General features: G+C 66.3%; 20 protein-coding genes. 7 read left to right on the top strand and 13 right to left on the bottom strand.

Features of this window, described 5'->3' with window-relative positions:
- Positions 1 to 4: 4 nt before the first annotated feature.
- Genes ACIP21_RS05770 through flgB form a run of 7 tightly spaced genes read right to left on the bottom strand, consistent with a single transcriptional unit; the run spans position 5 to position 4942 of the window.
- Positions 5 to 688 (bottom strand): flagellar basal body L-ring protein FlgH, encoded by a 684-nt coding sequence (locus tag ACIP21_RS05770; protein ID WP_400685032.1) that lies wholly within the window; start codon positions 686 to 688, stop codon positions 5 to 7.
- Positions 688 to 1470 carry a flagellar basal-body rod protein FlgG gene (gene flgG, locus ACIP21_RS05765; RefSeq protein WP_400685029.1) on the bottom strand — a complete coding sequence of 261 codons (783 nt, stop codon included), beginning with the start codon at positions 1468 to 1470 and terminating at the stop codon, positions 688 to 690. The genes ACIP21_RS05770 and flgG overlap by 1 nt, the downstream gene beginning before the upstream one ends.
- Before the next feature lie 30 nt (positions 1471 to 1500).
- Positions 1501 to 2256, bottom strand: a complete 756-nt coding sequence (locus ACIP21_RS05760; RefSeq protein WP_400685027.1) for a flagellar basal body rod protein FlgF — start codon at positions 2254 to 2256, stop codon at positions 1501 to 1503.
- A 4-nt stretch (positions 2257 to 2260) separates the two neighbouring features.
- A complete protein-coding gene (gene flgE, locus ACIP21_RS05755) occupies positions 2261 to 3409 on the bottom strand; it encodes a flagellar hook protein FlgE (RefSeq protein WP_400685025.1) in 1149 nt (382 codons plus the stop codon).
- A 22-nt stretch (positions 3410 to 3431) separates the two neighbouring features.
- A complete protein-coding gene (locus ACIP21_RS05750) occupies positions 3432 to 4103 on the bottom strand; it encodes a flagellar hook assembly protein FlgD (protein WP_400685023.1) in 672 nt (223 codons plus the stop codon).
- A gap of 2 nt (positions 4104 to 4105) precedes the next feature.
- The gene (flgC, locus tag ACIP21_RS05745) at positions 4106 to 4513 is read right to left on the bottom strand and encodes a flagellar basal body rod protein FlgC (protein WP_400685022.1); all 408 of its coding nucleotides are present in this window, start codon (positions 4511 to 4513) and stop codon (positions 4106 to 4108) included.
- A gap of 15 nt (positions 4514 to 4528) precedes the next feature.
- The gene (gene flgB / locus ACIP21_RS05740) at positions 4529 to 4942 is read right to left on the bottom strand and encodes a flagellar basal body rod protein FlgB (protein WP_400685020.1); all 414 of its coding nucleotides are present in this window, start codon (positions 4940 to 4942) and stop codon (positions 4529 to 4531) included.
- A gap of 161 nt (positions 4943 to 5103) precedes the next feature.
- Here flgB and flgA point away from each other — a divergent pair, with 161 nt between their 5' ends.
- From flgA to ACIP21_RS05720, 4 genes are all read left to right on the top strand, one after another.
- A complete protein-coding gene (gene flgA, locus ACIP21_RS05735) occupies positions 5104 to 5793 on the top strand; it encodes a flagellar basal body P-ring formation chaperone FlgA (protein WP_400685018.1) in 690 nt (229 codons plus the stop codon).
- Between the two features lie 88 nt (positions 5794 to 5881).
- Complete coding sequence (locus tag ACIP21_RS05730) at positions 5882 to 6178, top strand: flagellar biosynthesis anti-sigma factor FlgM (RefSeq protein WP_400685016.1); 297 nt, start codon at positions 5882 to 5884, stop codon at positions 6176 to 6178.
- A 39-nt stretch (positions 6179 to 6217) separates the two neighbouring features.
- The gene (gene flgN / locus ACIP21_RS05725) at positions 6218 to 6646 is read left to right on the top strand and encodes a flagellar export chaperone FlgN (protein WP_400685014.1); all 429 of its coding nucleotides are present in this window, start codon (positions 6218 to 6220) and stop codon (positions 6644 to 6646) included.
- A gap of 207 nt (positions 6647 to 6853) precedes the next feature.
- Entirely contained in the window at positions 6854 to 8872 is a 2019-nt protein-coding gene (locus ACIP21_RS05720) for a DUF4034 domain-containing protein (protein ID WP_400685012.1), read from the top strand.
- 33 nt (positions 8873 to 8905) lie between these two features.
- On the opposite strand, the gene ACIP21_RS05715 is transcribed toward ACIP21_RS05720, so the two are convergent.
- Together ACIP21_RS05715 and ACIP21_RS05710 are read right to left on the bottom strand one after the other, a co-directional pair.
- A complete protein-coding gene (locus ACIP21_RS05715; RefSeq protein WP_400685010.1) occupies positions 8906 to 9334 on the bottom strand; it encodes a molybdopterin-binding protein in 429 nt (142 codons plus the stop codon).
- Positions 9335 to 9357: 23 nt separating this feature from the next.
- Positions 9358 to 9621, bottom strand: a complete 264-nt coding sequence (locus ACIP21_RS05710; protein WP_400685007.1) for an accessory factor UbiK family protein — start codon at positions 9619 to 9621, stop codon at positions 9358 to 9360.
- Positions 9622 to 9998: 377 nt separating this feature from the next.
- On the opposite strand from ACIP21_RS05710, the gene glnK reads away from it, so the two are divergent.
- From glnK to sutA, 3 genes are all read left to right on the top strand, one after another.
- The gene (gene glnK, locus ACIP21_RS05705) at positions 9999 to 10337 is read left to right on the top strand and encodes a P-II family nitrogen regulator (RefSeq protein ID WP_002555808.1); all 339 of its coding nucleotides are present in this window, start codon (positions 9999 to 10001) and stop codon (positions 10335 to 10337) included.
- A 47-nt stretch (positions 10338 to 10384) separates the two neighbouring features.
- Positions 10385 to 11719: an ammonium transporter gene (locus ACIP21_RS05700; protein WP_400685005.1), complete on the top strand. Its 1335-nt coding sequence runs from the start codon at positions 10385 to 10387 to the stop codon at positions 11717 to 11719.
- A gap of 429 nt (positions 11720 to 12148) precedes the next feature.
- Complete coding sequence (sutA, locus tag ACIP21_RS05695) at positions 12149 to 12478, top strand: transcriptional regulator SutA (protein WP_110743369.1); 330 nt, start codon at positions 12149 to 12151, stop codon at positions 12476 to 12478.
- A gap of 166 nt (positions 12479 to 12644) precedes the next feature.
- Here sutA and ACIP21_RS05690 read toward each other — a convergent pair whose 3' ends face one another.
- From ACIP21_RS05690 to dapF, 4 genes are read right to left on the bottom strand one after another with little or no spacing between them, the layout of a single operon-like run.
- A complete protein-coding gene (locus tag ACIP21_RS05690) occupies positions 12645 to 13340 on the bottom strand; it encodes an HAD family hydrolase (protein WP_400685002.1) in 696 nt (231 codons plus the stop codon).
- Positions 13337 to 14236, bottom strand: a complete 900-nt coding sequence (gene xerC, locus ACIP21_RS05685) for a tyrosine recombinase XerC (RefSeq protein ID WP_400685000.1) — start codon at positions 14234 to 14236, stop codon at positions 13337 to 13339. The genes ACIP21_RS05690 and xerC overlap by 4 nt, the downstream gene beginning before the upstream one ends.
- A complete protein-coding gene (locus ACIP21_RS05680) occupies positions 14236 to 14940 on the bottom strand; it encodes a DUF484 family protein (protein WP_400684998.1) in 705 nt (234 codons plus the stop codon). The genes xerC and ACIP21_RS05680 overlap by 1 nt, the downstream gene beginning before the upstream one ends.
- 13 nt (positions 14941 to 14953) lie before the next feature.
- Positions 14954 to 15784: a diaminopimelate epimerase gene (dapF, locus tag ACIP21_RS05675; protein ID WP_400684996.1), complete on the bottom strand. Its 831-nt coding sequence runs from the start codon at positions 15782 to 15784 to the stop codon at positions 14954 to 14956.
- Between the last annotated feature and the right edge of the window lie 4 nt (positions 15785 to 15788).

The raw sequence follows: 15788 nt of genomic DNA, 5'->3' as shown, positions 1-15788 counted from the left end.
CTCGCTAGAAAGGTGACAGGTTGAGGAGGATGCGTTGCGCCCAGCCCATGCGTTGCGCTTCGTTGATGTAGCCCTCGCCGACGTACTCGATGCGCGCCAGCGACACCTGGCTCGACGACACGGTGTTGTCGCCGGTGATCGAGCGCGGGTTGACCACCCCGGAGAAGCGGATGAACTCGGTGCCCTGGTTGATCGCGATCTGCTTGTCGCCGCGCACCCGCAGGTTGCCGTTGGGCAGCACTTCCATCACCGTCACCGAGAGGGTGCCGGTGAACGAGTTGTTGGCCCGCGAGCCGCCGCTGCCGGCGAACGAATGGTCGGTCGAGGCCGACAGGCCGTAGCTGCCGACCTGGGAGTCGCGCGCGGACGTGGTGGCGAACGACAGGCCCAGGCTGCCGCTGCGGTCGGCACTGGACGACGAGTTCTTGCTGGCGCTGACCTGCTCGTTGAGCTCCACGGTCAGGGTGTCGCCGACCCGGCGCGGGCGGCGGTCCTCGAACAGCGGTTGCGCGAGGTTGCGGCCCTGGTAGATGGAGCCGTTGGCCAGGCGCGTGGGCAGGGTCGGCAGGTCCATGGCCTCGTCGGGCACCACCGGCTTGCGGATCAGTTCGGTGCAGCCGGCCGCCGACAGGGCGGCGGCCAGCAGCGCGGCCGGCAACAGCGTGCGCGATGTCGTGGGGCCGGGCATCAGAGCTGGGCCAGGCGCTGGAGCATTTCGTCGGAGGTCTCGACGGCCTTGCTGTTGATTTCGTAGGCACGCTGGGTCTGGATCATGCCGACCATTTCCTCCACCACGTTGACGTTGGAGGTTTCCACGTAGCCCTGGCTTACCGTGCCACCGCCGTTGAGGCCGGGAGTGGTTTCGGTGGGCGAGCCGGAGGCGTCGGTTTCCTGGTACAGGTTCTCGCCGATGCTCTGCAGGCCGGCGTTGTTGACGAACAGTGCCAGGTTCAGCTGGCCGACCTGGGTCGAGGCGCTGCTGCTGGGCTGGGTCACCGAAACGATACCGTCGCTGCTGATGCTGATCGAGGTGGCGTTGGCCGGGATGGTGATGCCGGCGGTGAGCTTGTAGCCGTTGGAATTGACCATCTCGCCGTTGGCGTCGAGCTGGAAGCTGCCGTCGCGGGTGTAGGCGGTGGTGCCGTCGGGCATGTCCACTTCGAAGAAGCCCAGGCCGTTGATGGCCAGGTCCTTGGAGCTGCTGGTCTGTTCCAGGTTGCCCTGGGTGTGCAGGCGCTCGGTGGCCACCTGGCGCACCCCTGTACCGACCTGCAGGCCCGAAGGCAGGCGGGTGTCGGTGCTGCTCTGGGCGCCGGGCTGGCGCACGTTCTGGTAGACCAGGTCCTCGAACACCGCCCGCGAGCGCTTGAAGCCGTTGGTGCTGACGTTGGCCAGGTTGTTGGCGATGACGTCGAGCTGCCCTTGCTGGGCCTCAAGGCCGGTCTTGGCCGTCCACAGTGATCTGATCATCGATCGTTTACCTCTTCATCGGGTGCCGGCTCAGCCCTGCAGGGCGAGCAGTTGGTTGGCGGCCTTGGCGTTTTCGTCGGCGGCGCTGATGGCCTTCATCTGCATTTCGTAGCGGCGGGCGTTGTCGATCATCGCCACCATGGCGCCGGTGGGGCTGACGTTGCTGCCCTCCAGCGCCCCCGGGGTCACCCGCAGGCTGTCGTCGGCCGCCAGCGGCTGGCTGACGCCGTTGGCGTCGGCGCTCTGGCGGAACAGGCCGTCGTCGCCCAGTTGCAGGCTGCCCGGCGCCGCCGAGACCAGCTTGAGCTTGCCCACCGGGCTGAGGCCGCGCGGCTCCATGCCCTGTTCGCGCACGCTGATGGTGCCGTCGCTGCCCAGGGTCACTTCGCTGCCCAGCGGTACGCTGATCGGCCCGCCATCGCCGATCACCGGGCGGCCGGCCAGGCTCATGGCGCCGCTGCCGTCCACCTGCAGGTCGCCGCGGCGGGTGTAGGCCTCGCTGCCGTCGGCGGCCTGCACCGCCAGCAGGGTGTCCTGGCCCAGGGCCACGTCGAGGTTGCGGTCGGTGTGGGTGATGGGGCCTGCGCTCCAGTCCACGCCGACTCCGGTGGCATTCACCGAGACCCGCGTCGGCAGGCCTTCGCCCGCCACCGGTGCCGATTCCATCTGCACCAGTTGCGCGCGAAAGCCCGGGGTGACGATGTTGGCCAGGTTGTTGGCCACCACCGCCTGCTGCTCGAGCGCCTGGTTGGCCCCGCTCATGGCGGTGTAGAGCATCCGGTCCATGGCGTCAGGAACCGATGTTCACGGCTTGCTGCAGCACTTCGCTCTGCGCGGTCACCGACTTGGCGTTGGCCTGGAAGGTGCGCTGGGCGATGATCAGGTTCACCAGTTCCGCGGTCAGGTCGACGTTGGAGTCCTCGGTGGTGCCGCTGAGGATCGACCCCAGCGAGCCGCTGCCGGCCACGCCCAGCAGCGCCTGGCCGGAGGCGGTGGTGGCCAGCCAGGTGTTGTCGCCATTGGATTTGAGGCCGTTCTCGTTGGAGAAGGTGGCCAGCTGGATCTGGTCGATTTCCTGGGTCTGGTCGTTGGAGTAGGTGGCGATCACCGTGCCGGTGTCGTCGATGGTGAAGCTGACCAGGCTGCCGGAGGTGTAGCCGTTCTGGGCGATGCTCGACACTTCCGAGTCGTTGCCGAACTGGGTGGTGCCGGTCAGGTCCAGGGTGATCGACATCGCCGCGGCGCCATTGGCCGGGTCGTACGTGTAGGTGCCGGTGGCGCCGCTGGTGATCAGGCCGCTGGAGCTGAAGGTGACGGTCTGGCTTTCGCTCAGCAGGTTGCCGTCGATGGCGCTGTGCACGGTCCAGGTGTTCTCGTCGCTCTTGCTGAAATACAGCGTCGAGGTGTGGCTGTTGCCCAGCGAGTCGTAGACCGTGGCCGTGGTCGAGTAGGAATAGGTCGACGCGTCGGTGGCATCGAAGGTGTCGGTGATCACGTCTTCGCTGGCGTCCAGGTTCAGCTCCGCGTCCAGCTCGGTGCTGGCGCTGGCCTGCATGCCGCTGGTGGGGATCTGGATCACGCCGTTGACCCCCAGCAGCTTGTCGCCGGCGGCATTGGTCAGGTAGCCGTCGGAGGTCAGGGTCAGCTGGCCATTGCGCGAGTACACGGTCTGGGTGCCGTCGGTGAAGGTGAAGAAGCCCTCGCCGTTGATCGCCAGGTCCAGGCTGTTGTCGGTGGTGGTCAGGCTGCCGGACTCGAAGTTCTGCACCACCCCGGACACCGTGGTGCCCAGGCCCACGTCGGCGCCCGAGTAGACGTCGGCGAACTGCACCGTCGAGCTCTTGAACCCCACGGTCTGGGAGTTGGAGATGTTGTTGCTGACCACTTCCAGGTCAGTGGATGCGGCGCTCAGGCCACTGAGCGCTTGGGAAAAGCCCATGGTTGTTCTCCTTGATCAGGGTTCAGAGGACCAGCTTGATGTCGCCCAGGCCGACGTTGTCGTTGACCCCGCCGAGGTCCAGGGCCACTTCGTTGTCGCTGTCGGTGGTGACGCCGGTGACCAGCGCGTACTTCAGGGCCGTGGCGGTGACGGCGTCGTCGCCACTGCTGGCGCTGACGCTGAAGGTGTAGCTGCCATCGGCGGCGGTGCTGCCGTCGTCCTGGGTGCCGTCCCAGGTCAGGGTCTGGGTGCCGGCGCTCATGTCGCCGACATCCAGGGTGGCGACCACGTTGCCGGCGCTGTCCTTGATGCTGACGGTGACGTCGTCGGCATCGCTGCCCAGGGTCACGCCGAAGGTGGTGGCGACGCCGCTGGCGACCTGGATGGTGTCGCCCTCGATGAGCACGCCGTTGCCCACCAGCGCCGAGGCCTGCAGGGTCTCGGAGGCGCTGATCTGGCTGGAGATGCCTTCCAGGGTGCTGGTGACTTCCTCGATGCTGCTGATGGTGCTGATCTGCGCCAGCTGCGTGACCATCTCGCTGTTGTCCAGCGGGTCGGTCGGGTCCTGGTTCTGCAGTTGCGTGGTCAGCAGGGTGAGGAACTGGTCCTGCAGCTCGTCGGCGCTGGAGGCGGTGTTGTCGCTGCTGGAGCTGTTCATGGTCGAGAGGACCGAACTTGCAATGGTGCTGGTCATGGTCAGGCTTCGCCGAGGGTCAGGGTCTTGAGCATCAATTCTTTGCTGGTGGCCATGACTTCGACGCTGGCCTGGTAGGCGCGCGAGGCGGAAATCATGTTGACCATCTCGCCCACCGGCTCGACGTTGGGCAGGGTCACGTAACCCGACTCGTCGGCCTGCGGGTCGCCGGGGCGGTACTCCTGGCGCATGGGCCTGGCGTCTTCGACCACCTGGCTGACGCGCACGCCACCGATGTCGCTGCCGTCCTGGTACTGGGTCTCGAACACCACCTGGCGGGCACGATAGGCCTCGGCGTCAGGGCCGCTGGTGGTGTCGGCGTTGGCCAGGTTGCTGGCGGTCACGTTCATGCGCTCGGACTGGGCGCTGAGCGCGGAGCCGGCGATATCGAAAATGCTGAACATCGGCATGCACGGGTCCCCGGGTTATTCGGATTGCATGGCAGTCTTGAGCGACTGCAGGCGGCTGTTGAGGAAGGTCAGGCTGGCCTGGTAGCGCACGCTGTTGTCGGCGAACTGGGCGCGCTCGCGGTCCATGTCCACGGTGTTGCCGTCCAGGCTCGGCTGGTCGGGCACGCGGTACAGCAGCTCGCTGACGCGGCTGGCGTGGCTGCTGGCCTGCAAGTGGCGGTCGGAGGTGGTGGCCAGGCTCATGCTGCGGTTGGCGGCACGGCCTTCGCCCAGCGAACTGGCCAGCTCGGCGGCGAAATCGAAGTCGCGGGCGCGGTAGTTGGGCGTGTCGGCGTTGGCGATATTGTTCGCCAGCACTTGCTGGCGTTCAGCGCGCAAGCTCATTGCGTCCTGCTGAAAACGCAGCTCGTTGTCGAGTTTGTCGATCATGCCTGCGGGCCCGTGCCTTTTGTTGAACGGCCTGCAGAGTAGTGGGCGAGGGCGCTTGGCAAAGGCCGGAACAGACCGCTATTTGGCGAGCAATTCGAGCTTTGCCTTGCGCGTGGGGTGCCTAGAATGCTGCGCCTGAACCCCTTCGAGAGGCGCTTGCGATGCCTGGACCTGCCCGAATCGTGCGTACCCTGGGCCTGCTGTGCTGCCTGCTCCAGGCCGGGCTGGCGTGTGCCCAGGACGATGTGCTGGCGCTGAGGGTGCGGCAGCTGGTGGAGCCGCGCCTGCCCGCCGGCAGCCGCCTGACCGCGCTGGACATCGGCCAGCCGGTGGCGCGTATCCGTGCCTGCGCCGAGCCGCTGCCCTACCTCGTGCACCCGCGGCAGCTGCCGGTCGGGCGCGTGGCGTTCGGCGTGCGCTGCGCTGGGCAGGAGGCGTTGCTGGGCTACCTGCAGGTGTCGGTCGGCGTGCTGGGCAGCTACGTGGTCAGCGCCCGTCGGGTCGAGGCGGGGGAGGTCTTCCAGGCATCGATGTTGATCAGCCGTCGCGGCCAACTGCAGGACCTGCCCAAGGGCAGTGCGCTGCGCGCCGAGCAACTGCTGGGCCGGCAGGCCGCGCGAGGCGTGCAAGCCGGTGCGGTGATCGCCCTCAAGAGCGTGCGCGAACCCTGGCTGGTGGAGCGCAACCATGCGGTGCGCCTGCGTGCCCAGGGGGCTGGCTTCAGCCTCAGCCGTGCGGGCAAGGCGCTGGACAACGGCGGCCTGGGCAGCACCGTGCGGGTGCAGGGGGGCGATGGCAAGCAGTACAACGCCCAGGTGGTGGGCAGCGACGAGTTGTTGCTGCGCTACTGATTTTTTTCATCGAAAGCCTATCACCGGGCAAAAGTGGCCCCCCACCGATGCCGATAGTGTTGCAATCACAGCCAACGAAGCCTCTATCGTGAATATCACCAGCTCCCCGCTCAGCAGCCTTCTGCCCCCGACCGATAGCAGCCTGGCCGGCACCACCCCGTCGCGGGTCGCGCCGCAGGACCTCGACGGCCTGGCCGAAGAAACCGTGCAGATCTCGCGCCTTGGCGACCTCGAAGGCAGCGACGCCACGGCGGACGTCGACCTGGAAAAGGTCGCCGCGCTGCGCCAGTCGATTGCCGATGGCAGCCTGCACACCGACGCCGAAGCCATCTACACCAGCCTGGTCGCCGACATCCGCGAGATGGCCGGCAGCGAGCCGACATGAACGCCAGCCCGGCGGGTTGGCCCTGACACTGGAGTACTTATGAGCCTGGACAGGCATCTCGACGTCCAGCAGCGCGCTGTCGAACTGCTGCTGCAGCTGCTCGAGCAGGAACGCCTGGCCCTGGCCCAGGGCCGGGTGGACGCTGAACGCCTGCGCGAGCTGGTGGCCGGCAAGCAGGCCGCCCTGCTGCGCCTGGAGCAGCTGGAAGCCATGCGCGCGGGTGCGCAGCTGAAGCTGGGCTATGGCCCGGGGCGCGAGGGAGCCCTGCGAGCGGCCCGCGATGCCGACTGCCTGGGCGCCTGGCGACGCTTGCGGCAACTGGCATTGCGCGCCCGCGCCTTGAACCGGGCCAACGGCGAGGCGCTGGATGTGCGCCTCAAGGGCAACCAGCAAATCCTCGACTTCGTCGACCGTATTACCGCCGACCGGTTGTACGGGCCCAATGGTCGTCCTTTGCCAGGCCTCTGAGTAGCCCGTTGATTTATGTGCAGGTTGCACAGGGGATGTGCGCCGCTGATATCAGAGGCAGTAGCTTTTTTGGCGCTTTGATATATCTGGCCGCAAATGGATCCAATTTCTTTGCGCAGGCTCAGGTCATGGCTTAGTGTTCAAGTGCTACTGCCGTTTGCCAAGGATTGGCAAGCGATCCCGAAAATGGACTTCAAGGTACAGCCTGTGCAAACGCCTAGTCGCACCCGCCAGCACATACGTGAACGGGTGCAGGCGAATGATTTCGCCGAACTCAATCGTTATTTCGACAGTCTGCAGGCCCAATGGCGGCAAGCGCCCCGCGGAGAATGCCCGGCCTATCTGGCCGCGCTGCAGGGCTACATGCTGCTGGGTTGGGACAACCAGGGCGCAAAGGCCCTGACGCGAACCCTCAAGGCCTGGATCGACGCCTGCCCCAAGGCTTACCACCCGCAGGTGGTCATGGGCTTTCACTGTTTCAACCGCGCCTGCCATATCCGTGGCAACGCCGCCGCCAATGAAGTCTCCGACGAGCACTGGCTGGCCGCCGAGCAAGCCTGCGAGATGGCTGCTGCGCACTTCCTGCGTGCCATCGAACGCTCGGCACAGCCAGTGGCAGCGCTGATCGGCATGTTGCAGATCAGTGCGCACTTTCGCGAGCCGGGCTGGCTGGTGGAGTTGTTCCATGGCCAGGCGGCGCGCTTTCGCCCCAGTGCCCATGCCGACGTGGAAGTGCAGGAAGGGGCCGCGCCGCTGCTGGTCAGGCACGGGCTGGCGCCGCTGGTCGACTTGCCCCAGGCCCTGCCGGGCAACCTGCCGGCGCGCGACGCCGAAAGCCCCCAGGCCTACTGGCTGTACCAGGCGCTGGCCGGGTTCCCGGGCTGCTTCGAGGCGATCGAAGCCTATGCACGCTACCTGACGCCGCGCTGGGGCGGTCGCTATGACGCCATCGATACCCTGGCCAGCGGCCCGTTGTGCGAGGGCTGGACCGAGATGCAGCGCAATGCGATCCGCTGGCTCGCCCTCGAGGACCAGTTCTGGCTGCCCCGTGCCGACCAGCTGCAACAGATCGCGGTCTGGAAGAAAACCTTCGAGCAGTGGCATCAACGTCCGCTGCGGCCCAGGGAGCGCGCCACCTTGCTGGCCCGGCGCGGCGCCTTTCGCCGCCATTCGCTGCACGATTGCAGCGGCGCGATGGGTGACTTTGTCGCCAGTGTCGAGCTCTACCCGGACCAGGGCTTCGTGCCGACCATCGGCGAACCCTTCTACAGCTTTGCCTGCCTGGTACTGATCCACGGCATGGCGGACCCGTCGCAGGCATTTCGTAGCGCCATCGAACGGCTGTGCGAAAACCCCCGACAGGCTGCTGCCTGCGCACTGCGCGCGGTGGGGCAGCAGTTCGGGCTGTGGGGCTTCGCGCGATGCGCCGAGCAGGCGCAGGTGTGGTTGCGCATCGCCGTCATGCGCCAGTGCGGGCGCGAGGGGCAGGGCTTCGATGTGCTGGAGGTGTCGCGGCTGTTGTGGACGGCCAACCGGCATGACGCTGCGCTTTACCTGTACCAGGGCAGCGCCGGGCTGAAGCTGCCGGATGCGGCCATGGCGTTGCATGACCTGTACCGAGGCGCTCTGGCCAACACCCCTGAGCAGTACCTGGACAGCCAGGCCGCGCAGCACTGGCTGTTGCGCGCCGTCGAGGACGGCAGCCCGATGGCCAGGTACACACTGGCCTGCCAGCGCATGCAGGACGGGGAAGACCTTGGCCAGCCCGATGCCCTGCGCTCAGTCAGGCGCCTGCTGCTCGACGCCCTGGGGCACGCTGGCACGGATGCCGGCGCGCGATTGCAGCTGGGCATGCTCTTGCGGCAGTTCGGCGACCGCGGCGAGCAGGTCGAAGGGGTCGACTACCTGCTCGAGCTGGTCGAACACCCGGATAGCGGGGTTGCCGCGCGGGCTTGTGCCGAGCTGGGGCTGGCCTGGATGCATGGGCAGGGCACTCGCCGGCACAGCCGCTTTGCGGCGATCGAGTGGGTTGACCGGGCGGTTGCGCTGCAGCCTGGGGATGCGGCCATCGAGAGGATCCAGGCGCAAGTGTGCAATTCGCGCAGCCGGGTGAAGACCTTGATCACCCTGTGCGGGGCCGCATTGTTCCGCGGCGATCTGCAGGCCAGCGAGTTGCCGCCCAAACCGGCCGGCCCGGCCCAGGACCAGCACCGTGCTTCAGCCTGAGCAAAACTGGGGCCGCAGAGCGGCCCCATTATCTCAAGGCCTGGCGCCGAGGATGATGTGCGACGCCTTGATCAGGGCGGTGGCCTTCACGCCAGGTGCCAGGCCCAGCTCCTGTACCGCCTCGCGGGTGACGATGGAGAACACTTCAGTACCGCCTGCCAGCTTCAGCACCACCTCGGCATTCACCGCACCGTCGCCCACGCGCAGCACTTCGCCTTCCAGGGCGTTGCGTGCCGACAGCTGGTAGCCGTCTGCGTCGGTCATCAGCACCACCCAAGGGGCCTTGACCAGCGCCACGGCCTGCTTGCCGACATTGATGTTGAGGTTGTGCAGGCTGGTCATGGTAACCACGGCCACCAGCTTCTCGCCGCCACTCAAGGTCAGCTCGACCTCGGCGTTGACCGCGCCGGGATGCACTGCGCTGACGGTACCTTCGAAAACGTTGCGGGCACTGACTTTCATGGTGACGCACTCCTTGATGGTTGTTATTCCTGCGGCGCTGGCGCCATCCGCGCTTCCAGCTCGGCGACCTGCTTCTCCAGGGCCTCCAGGCGCGCGCGGGTGCGCGCCAGGACGACCATCTGGCTGTCGAATTCTTCGCGGCTGACCAGGTCGAGCTTGCTGAAGGCACCTTGCATCAGCACCTTGAACTGGCTTTCCAGTTCGGCGCGGGGCTGGGCGGTGTCGCCGCTGAACAGGCGCGAGGCCTGGTCGCTCAGGGCGTCGAGAAGGGCTTTTGGCGCGAGCATGTTCGGCTGTCCATTGATTCTGGGAAATGGCCCGCAGTGTAGCACGGGGCATTTCTGCCTCAGGGGGCCGCGCAGTCTGCACGTTTTTCGAGCAGTGCTTCGCCAGGCCGTGCACCGAAACCGTGCATCTTTTCGATGCTGGCGACTGGCCAATCCCGACTGTTTCACATAACGCGCTGTTTTTCGTGGCTTTGGCGGAACTGGCAAGGTTTCTGCAAAGACCTGTACGAGCCATGCACTGATGCAGTTCCTGTGTGACCAGGCAGTGCGCACGCGCCGCCGGATGCCGACGACGCGTTACAAAGCCAGGCGCTGCGCTTAGACTTGAGACGGGTTTGTTTTCCTGGGGCAAGTCCACCAAATCGGGAGAGAGTTTCATGAAGCTAGTCACAGCCATCATCAAGCCGTTCAAGCTGGACGACGTGCGCGAGTCGCTGTCGGAAATCGGCGTGCAGGGCATCACCGTCACCGAAGTCAAAGGCTTCGGTCGGCAGAAGGGCCACACCGAGCTGTATCGCGGTGCGGAATACGTGGTCGACTTCCTGCCCAAGGTGAAGATCGACGTCGCCATCGACGACAAGGACCTCGATCGAGTGATCGAAGCCATCACCAAGGCAGCCAACACCGGCAAGATCGGTGACGGCAAGATCTTCGTGGTGAATCTGGAGCAGGCGATCCGCATCCGTACCGGCGAAACCGATACCGACGCGATCTAAGCGCCGAACAAAGCCTCACCAAACCCAAAGCCCCAGGAGAAAACAACATGACTCTGCGCAAGATCGCAGGGCTAGGAGCCCTATTGTCCCTCGTAATGCCCGGGCTCGCCCTGGCAGAGGAAACAGCTGCCCCAGCGCTGAACTCCGGCGACACCGCCTGGATGCTCACCTCGACAGCGCTGGTGCTGTTCATGACCATTCCGGGTCTTGCCCTGTTCTATGGCGGCATGGTGCGTTCCAAGAACGTGCTGTCGGTGATGATGCAGTGTTTCGCCATTACCGGCCTGATCAGCATTCTCTGGGTCATCTACGGCTACAGCATGGCCTTCGATACCACGGGTATGGAAAAGGGCGTGCTCAACTTCAGTTCCTTCGTCGGCGGGTTCTCCAAGGCGTTCCTCAGCGGCGTCACCCCGGCCAACCTGACCTCGGCCACCGCGCTGTTCCCCGAAGCGGTGTTCATCACCTTCCAGATGACCTTCGCCATCATCACCCCGGCGCTGATCGTCGGTGCCTTCGCCGAGCGCATGAAGTTCTCCGCGATGCTGGTGTTCATGGGCATCTGGTTCACCCTGGTCTACGCACCGATCGCGCACATGGTCTGGAGCGGTGACGGCGCGCTGATGTGGGACTGGGGCGTGCTCGACTTCGCCGGCGGCACCGTGGTGCACATCAACGCCGGTATCGCCGGCCTGGTCTGCTGCCTCGTGCTGGGCAAGCGCAAAGGCTACCCGACCACCCCGATGGCCCCGCACAACCTGGGCTACACCCTGATGGGCGCGGCCATGCTGTGGATCGGCTGGTTCGGCTTCAACGCCGGTTCCGCCGCCGCCGCCAACGGCACCGCCGGCATGGCCATGCTGGTGACCCAGATCGCCACCGCCGCCGCCGCGCTGGGCTGGATGTTCGCCGAGTGGGTCTTCCACGGCAAGCCAAGCGCCCTGGGCATCGCCTCGGGCGTGGTCGCCGGCCTGGTCGCCATCACCCCGGCCGCTGGCACCGTGGGCCCGATGGGCGCGCTGGTGATCGGCCTGGCTTCGGGCGTGATCTGCTACTTCTGCGCCACCACCCTCAAGCGCAAGCTGGGCTATGACGATTCCCTCGACGCCTTCGGCGTGCACGGCATCGGCGGCATCATCGGCGCCATCCTCACCGGTGTGTTCGCAGCCCCGGCCCTGGGCGGCTTCGGCGCGGTCACCGACATCGGTGCCCAGGTCTGGATCCAGGCCAAGGGCGTGATCTTCACCGTGGTCTACACCGCCATCGCCACCTACGTGATCCTCAAGGTGCTGGACGTGGTGATGGGCCTGCGGGTCAACGAAGAAGAAGAGTCGGTCGGCCTCGACCTGGCTCAACACAACGAACGCGGCTACAACCTGTAACCGCGACGCTGGAAAAACTTGCCCGGTTCGCCGGGCATTTTTTTGCCTGTTTTTTGCCTTTTCCCGCAGAGCAAACGGTTTATCAAGCCAGTTCGCGACGTGGGCCAAAAACTTACAAGTTGTAAGGCGTTTATGGAGCTTTGCTTTTTCCACGGGCGCGCTAGAATGCGCGCCGAAGGGTGTTTGTCGTGCGGTCCGCACACTTCGCCAGCCTTTGCTAGGCTTGCCAGTAGCGTGTGGCCAGCAGGGTTCCAGGATGTTTGTCAGGTCCTGCCAGGAGCAGGGCCTGCCGGGTGCCGCCTCCCATCAGGAGCGCCAACCCAAGGGCAGTGGCCAACCCACGGCCAGTTGAATTTTCACTGGTGACTGCCGGTCTACGGCTGCACTGGTCTATAACTAACCTGCTTTTCGCAAGTCATGAGGTAGAACATGAGCGACGATGATCTGGAAAACGACGACCTCGAAGTAGGCGATGACGACGAGGCTGATGAAGGCCTCGAAGCGGCGGCTGACGATGGCGCCGAAGATGCTGGCGATGACGACAGCAGCCCGGCACCCACTGCCAAGGGCAAGTCCAAGGCAGCGGTCTCGGTAGACGAGATGCCGAGCATGGAAGCCAAGCAGAAAGAGCGTGATGCACTGGCCAAGGCGATGGAGGAATTCCTTTCGCGCGGTGGCAAGGTGCAGGAAGTCGAGGCCAACGTGGTCGCCGACCCGCCCAAGAAGCCTGACAACAAGTACGGCAGCCGCCCTATCTGAGTGGCTGAGTGCAAAAAAGCCCGCCGTCGCTGCGGGCTTTTTTGTGCCTGGGGGATTTGTGTTGCCTGTGCTGGCCTCTTCGCGGGTAAACCCGCTCCCACAGGTACGGCACATGGTTCAAACTTTGCGCGGTCCCTGTGGGAGCGGGTTTACCCGCGAATGGGCATCAGCGCCAGCGCGCGAGCACGTCGGGCAACTGGGAGAGGCGCTGAATCTCGGCATCCGGCGCCCGCTCGCCCACCCAGGCCTTGCCCTGCGGGTTGAACCACACCGCCCGCAACCCGGCGCGCTGGGCCCCGGCAATGTCGTCGCCCGGGTGATCACCCACATGCACCGCCGCACTGGCCTCGACCTCTCCTCGCTTCAACGCCTCCAGGAACGGCGCCGGGTCCGGCTTGCCGATGCCCAGGTCCTCGGCGCACAGGGCAAAGCGGAAGTAATCCGCCAGCCCCAGGCGGCGCACGTCGGCGTTGCCATTGGTCACCACGCCCAGGGTGTAGTGATGGCGCAGGATCTCCAGCACCGGCTGCACCTCGGGGAACACTTCGATCTGGTGGCGGGCATGCAGGAATACCTCGAAGCCTTCGTTGGCCAGTTCCTGGGCCTGTTTCTCGCCGTAGCCGGCTTCTTCCAGGGCGTGGAACAGCACGCGCCGGCGCAGGGCGCTGATGCGGTGCTTGAGCCCCGGCTCGGCCTGCACCAGGCGTTCGCGGATGGCGAACAGGTGCTCCACCGGCACGCCGCCGAGGGTCGGTGCGTTGGCCTGCAGCCAGTCGCGCAGCACGACCTCGGCGCTGGCAATCACGGGCGCGGTGTCCCACAGGGTGTCGTCGAGGTCGAAGGTGATCAGCTGGATGCTCATGAGTCTGTGCCTTTGCTGCGTTTGGCCCGGGGGTGGGCGCTGTCGTACACCGCGGCCAGGTGCTGGAAGTCCAGGTGGGTGTAGATCTGCGTGGTGCTGATGTCGGCGTGGCCGAGCATTTCCTGCACCGCGCGCAGGTCCTGGGACGATTCCAGCACGTGGCTGGCGAAGGAATGGCGAAGCATGTGCGGGTGCAGGTGCTGGCCCAGCTCGCGTTCGCCGGCGGCCTTGACCCGCAGCTGGATGGCGCGCGGGCTCATGCGCTTGCCCTGGCGGGTGATGAACACCGCGCTGTCGCGCGGGCCGCCGATGCCGCGTAGCTTGAACCAGGCCTGCAGGGCCTCGCGGGCCTTGCGCCCGACCGGCAGCACGCGGGTCTTGCTGCCCTTGCCGAGCACCTGCACCAGGCCGGCGGCGAGGTCGAGCTGCTCCAGGTCGAGGTTGTTCAGTTCGGACAGGCGCAGGCCGGAGGAGTAGAACAGTTCGAGGATGGCCTGGTCGCGGCGGGCGATGAAATCGTCGTCGACGCCGCCGTCGAGCAGTTGCAGGGCGCGGTCGGTGTCCAGCACCTTGGGCAGCCGGCGCTCGCCCTTGGGCGCGCTCAGGCCGCTGGCCGGGTCGTGCTGGCAGTGGCCTTCGCGGTTGAGGTAGCGGTACAGGCCGCGCACCGCCGACAGCAGCCGTGCCAGGCTGCGCGAGGACTGGCCCTGGTGATGCTGGCGGGCGACCAGCTGGCGCAGCTGCTGGATCTGCAGCGCGCCCCAGCCGGCGATGCCCTGGCTGTTGCAGTATTCGATGACCTTGTCGAGGTCGCGGCGGTAGGCCAGCAGGGTGTGCTCCGACACCTGGCGCTCGTTGCGCAGGTGTGCGCAATAAGCCTCCAGCTGGCGTTCCATCAGCGCACCGGACGCAGGGTCTGGGTCACGCGCGGCACTACGCGGCCGAGCACTTCGGCGATGTAGCCGAGGAACAGGGTGCCGACCGAGCTCTTGTAGTGCTGCGGGTCGCGGCTGCCGATAGCCAGCACGCCGTGCAACCCCTGGTATTCGAGGGCGGCGACGGCGCTGGAGCCGACTTCCTGGTGCTGCTCCTTGCCGAACAGGAAGGTCAGCTCATGCTCGCGCAGGTTGCCGCTGACCGTCTTGCCGCCACCGAGCAGGCCGCCGATGGCCTGCTGGGCCTCGGCGTTGCTGACCCAGCGGCCTACGGGGGCGGCGTTGTCGCCGAACAGGATCAGGCTGACGAAGGGCACCTGGAATTCCTGGCGCAGGCTGTCTTCGACGGCCATCACCACTTCCTCCAGGCTGCCGGCATCGAGCAGGTCGAGGATCAGCCGGCGGGTCTTGTCGAACAGCCGGTCGTTGTCGCGGGCCACGTCCATCAGTTGCGACAGGCGATGGCGCATCTCGATGTTGCGGTCGCGCAGCAGCTTGAGCTGGCGCTCCACCAGCGACACGCTGTCGCCGCGCTGGTGGGGGATGCGTTGCTCGACCAGCAGGTCGTCGTGCTCGGCGAAGAAGGTCGGGTGGGCGCGCAGGTAGGCGACCACCGCTTCGGCGTCGAGCGTTTCGGGCTGCTGCGGTACTGGCTGATCGGTCATGGCGGTTACTCGCTTAGAGACGAACCTGTCCTTCGTAGACGCGTACGGCCGGGCCGGTCATCAACACCGACTTGCCCGGGCCGGCCCACTCGATGTGCAGGCGGCCACCGGGCAGGTCGAGGGTCACCGGGGAATCCATCCAGCCCTGGCTGATCGCCGCCACGGCCGCGGCGCAGGCGCCGGTGCCGCAGGCCTGGGTTTCGCCGGCACCGCGTTCCCACACGCGCAGGTTGGCGCGGTGGCGGTCGATGACCTGGAGGAAGCCGGCGTTCACCCGCTGCGGGAAGCGTGGGTGGTGCTCGACTTTCGGGCCCAGCTCATGGACCGGCGCGGTGTGCACGTCATCGACGCGCAGCACGGCATGCGGGTTGCCCATGGACACGGCAGCGATCGAATGCACCTGGCCGTCGACGTCCAGCGGGTAGTTCAGCGCCTGCTGCTCGGCAACGAAGGGGATCTCGGCCGGGACGAAACGCGGCGGGCCCATGTCGACACAGACCTGGCCGTCGTTCTGCACGTCCAGTTCGATGATGCCGCCCTTGGTTTCCACGCGGATGCGCTTCTTCGCGGTCAGGCGCTTGTCCAGCACGAAACGGGCGAAGCAGCGCGCGCCGTTGCCGCACTGCTCGACCTCGGAACCGTCGGCGTTGAAGATCCGGTAGCGGAAGTCCACTTCCGGGTTGCTCGGCGCCTCGACGATCAGCAGCTGGTCGAAACCGATGCCGGTGTGGCGGTCACCCCATTGCTTGGCATGCTTGGGCTGGATGTGCGCGTGCTGGCTGACCAGGTCGAGGACCATGAAGTCGTTGCCCAGCCCATGCATCTTGGTAAAGCGCAGCAGCATGGGC

This window comes from Pseudomonas sp. NPDC089401 (genome assembly GCF_044749485.1).
GTDB lineage: Bacteria > Pseudomonadota > Gammaproteobacteria > Pseudomonadales > Pseudomonadaceae > Aquipseudomonas.
The sequence above is the reverse complement of the archived record's forward strand: the minus strand, read 5'-3'. Positions and strand labels throughout refer to the sequence as shown.

Excerpts from the sequence above, each read along its gene's own strand:
- flgB (WP_400685020.1), bottom strand. The coding sequence starts at position 4,942 with ATGATCGACAAACTCGACAACGAGCTGCGTTTTCAGCAGGACGCAATG.
- dapF (WP_400684996.1), bottom strand. The coding sequence starts at position 15,784 with ATGCTGCTGCGCTTTACCAAGATGCATGGGCTGGGCAACGACTTCATG.
- sutA (WP_110743369.1), top strand. The coding sequence starts at position 12,149 with ATGAGCGACGATGATCTGGAAAACGACGACCTCGAAGTAGGCGATGAC.
- flgA (WP_400685018.1), top strand. The coding sequence starts at position 5,104 with ATGCCTGGACCTGCCCGAATCGTGCGTACCCTGGGCCTGCTGTGCTGC.
- glnK (WP_002555808.1), top strand. The coding sequence starts at position 9,999 with ATGAAGCTAGTCACAGCCATCATCAAGCCGTTCAAGCTGGACGACGTG.
- ACIP21_RS05750 (WP_400685023.1), bottom strand. The coding sequence starts at position 4,103 with ATGACCAGCACCATTGCAAGTTCGGTCCTCTCGACCATGAACAGCTCC.
- flgG (WP_400685029.1), bottom strand. The coding sequence starts at position 1,470 with ATGATCAGATCACTGTGGACGGCCAAGACCGGCCTTGAGGCCCAGCAA.
- xerC (WP_400685000.1), bottom strand. The coding sequence starts at position 14,236 with ATGGAACGCCAGCTGGAGGCTTATTGCGCACACCTGCGCAACGAGCGC.
- ACIP21_RS05700 (WP_400685005.1), top strand. The coding sequence starts at position 10,385 with ATGACTCTGCGCAAGATCGCAGGGCTAGGAGCCCTATTGTCCCTCGTA.
- ACIP21_RS05690 (WP_400685002.1), bottom strand. The coding sequence starts at position 13,340 with ATGAGCATCCAGCTGATCACCTTCGACCTCGACGACACCCTGTGGGAC.
- flgC (WP_400685022.1), bottom strand. The coding sequence starts at position 4,513 with ATGCCGATGTTCAGCATTTTCGATATCGCCGGCTCCGCGCTCAGCGCC.
- flgN (WP_400685014.1), top strand. The coding sequence starts at position 6,218 with ATGAGCCTGGACAGGCATCTCGACGTCCAGCAGCGCGCTGTCGAACTG.
- ACIP21_RS05680 (WP_400684998.1), bottom strand. The coding sequence starts at position 14,940 with ATGACCGATCAGCCAGTACCGCAGCAGCCCGAAACGCTCGACGCCGAA.
- ACIP21_RS05710 (WP_400685007.1), bottom strand. The coding sequence starts at position 9,621 with ATGCTCGCGCCAAAAGCCCTTCTCGACGCCCTGAGCGACCAGGCCTCG.
- ACIP21_RS05770 (WP_400685032.1), bottom strand. The coding sequence starts at position 688 with ATGCCCGGCCCCACGACATCGCGCACGCTGTTGCCGGCCGCGCTGCTG.
- ACIP21_RS05715 (WP_400685010.1), bottom strand. The coding sequence starts at position 9,334 with ATGAAAGTCAGTGCCCGCAACGTTTTCGAAGGTACCGTCAGCGCAGTG.
- flgE (WP_400685025.1), bottom strand. The coding sequence starts at position 3,409 with ATGGGCTTTTCCCAAGCGCTCAGTGGCCTGAGCGCCGCATCCACTGAC.
- ACIP21_RS05760 (WP_400685027.1), bottom strand. The coding sequence starts at position 2,256 with ATGGACCGGATGCTCTACACCGCCATGAGCGGGGCCAACCAGGCGCTC.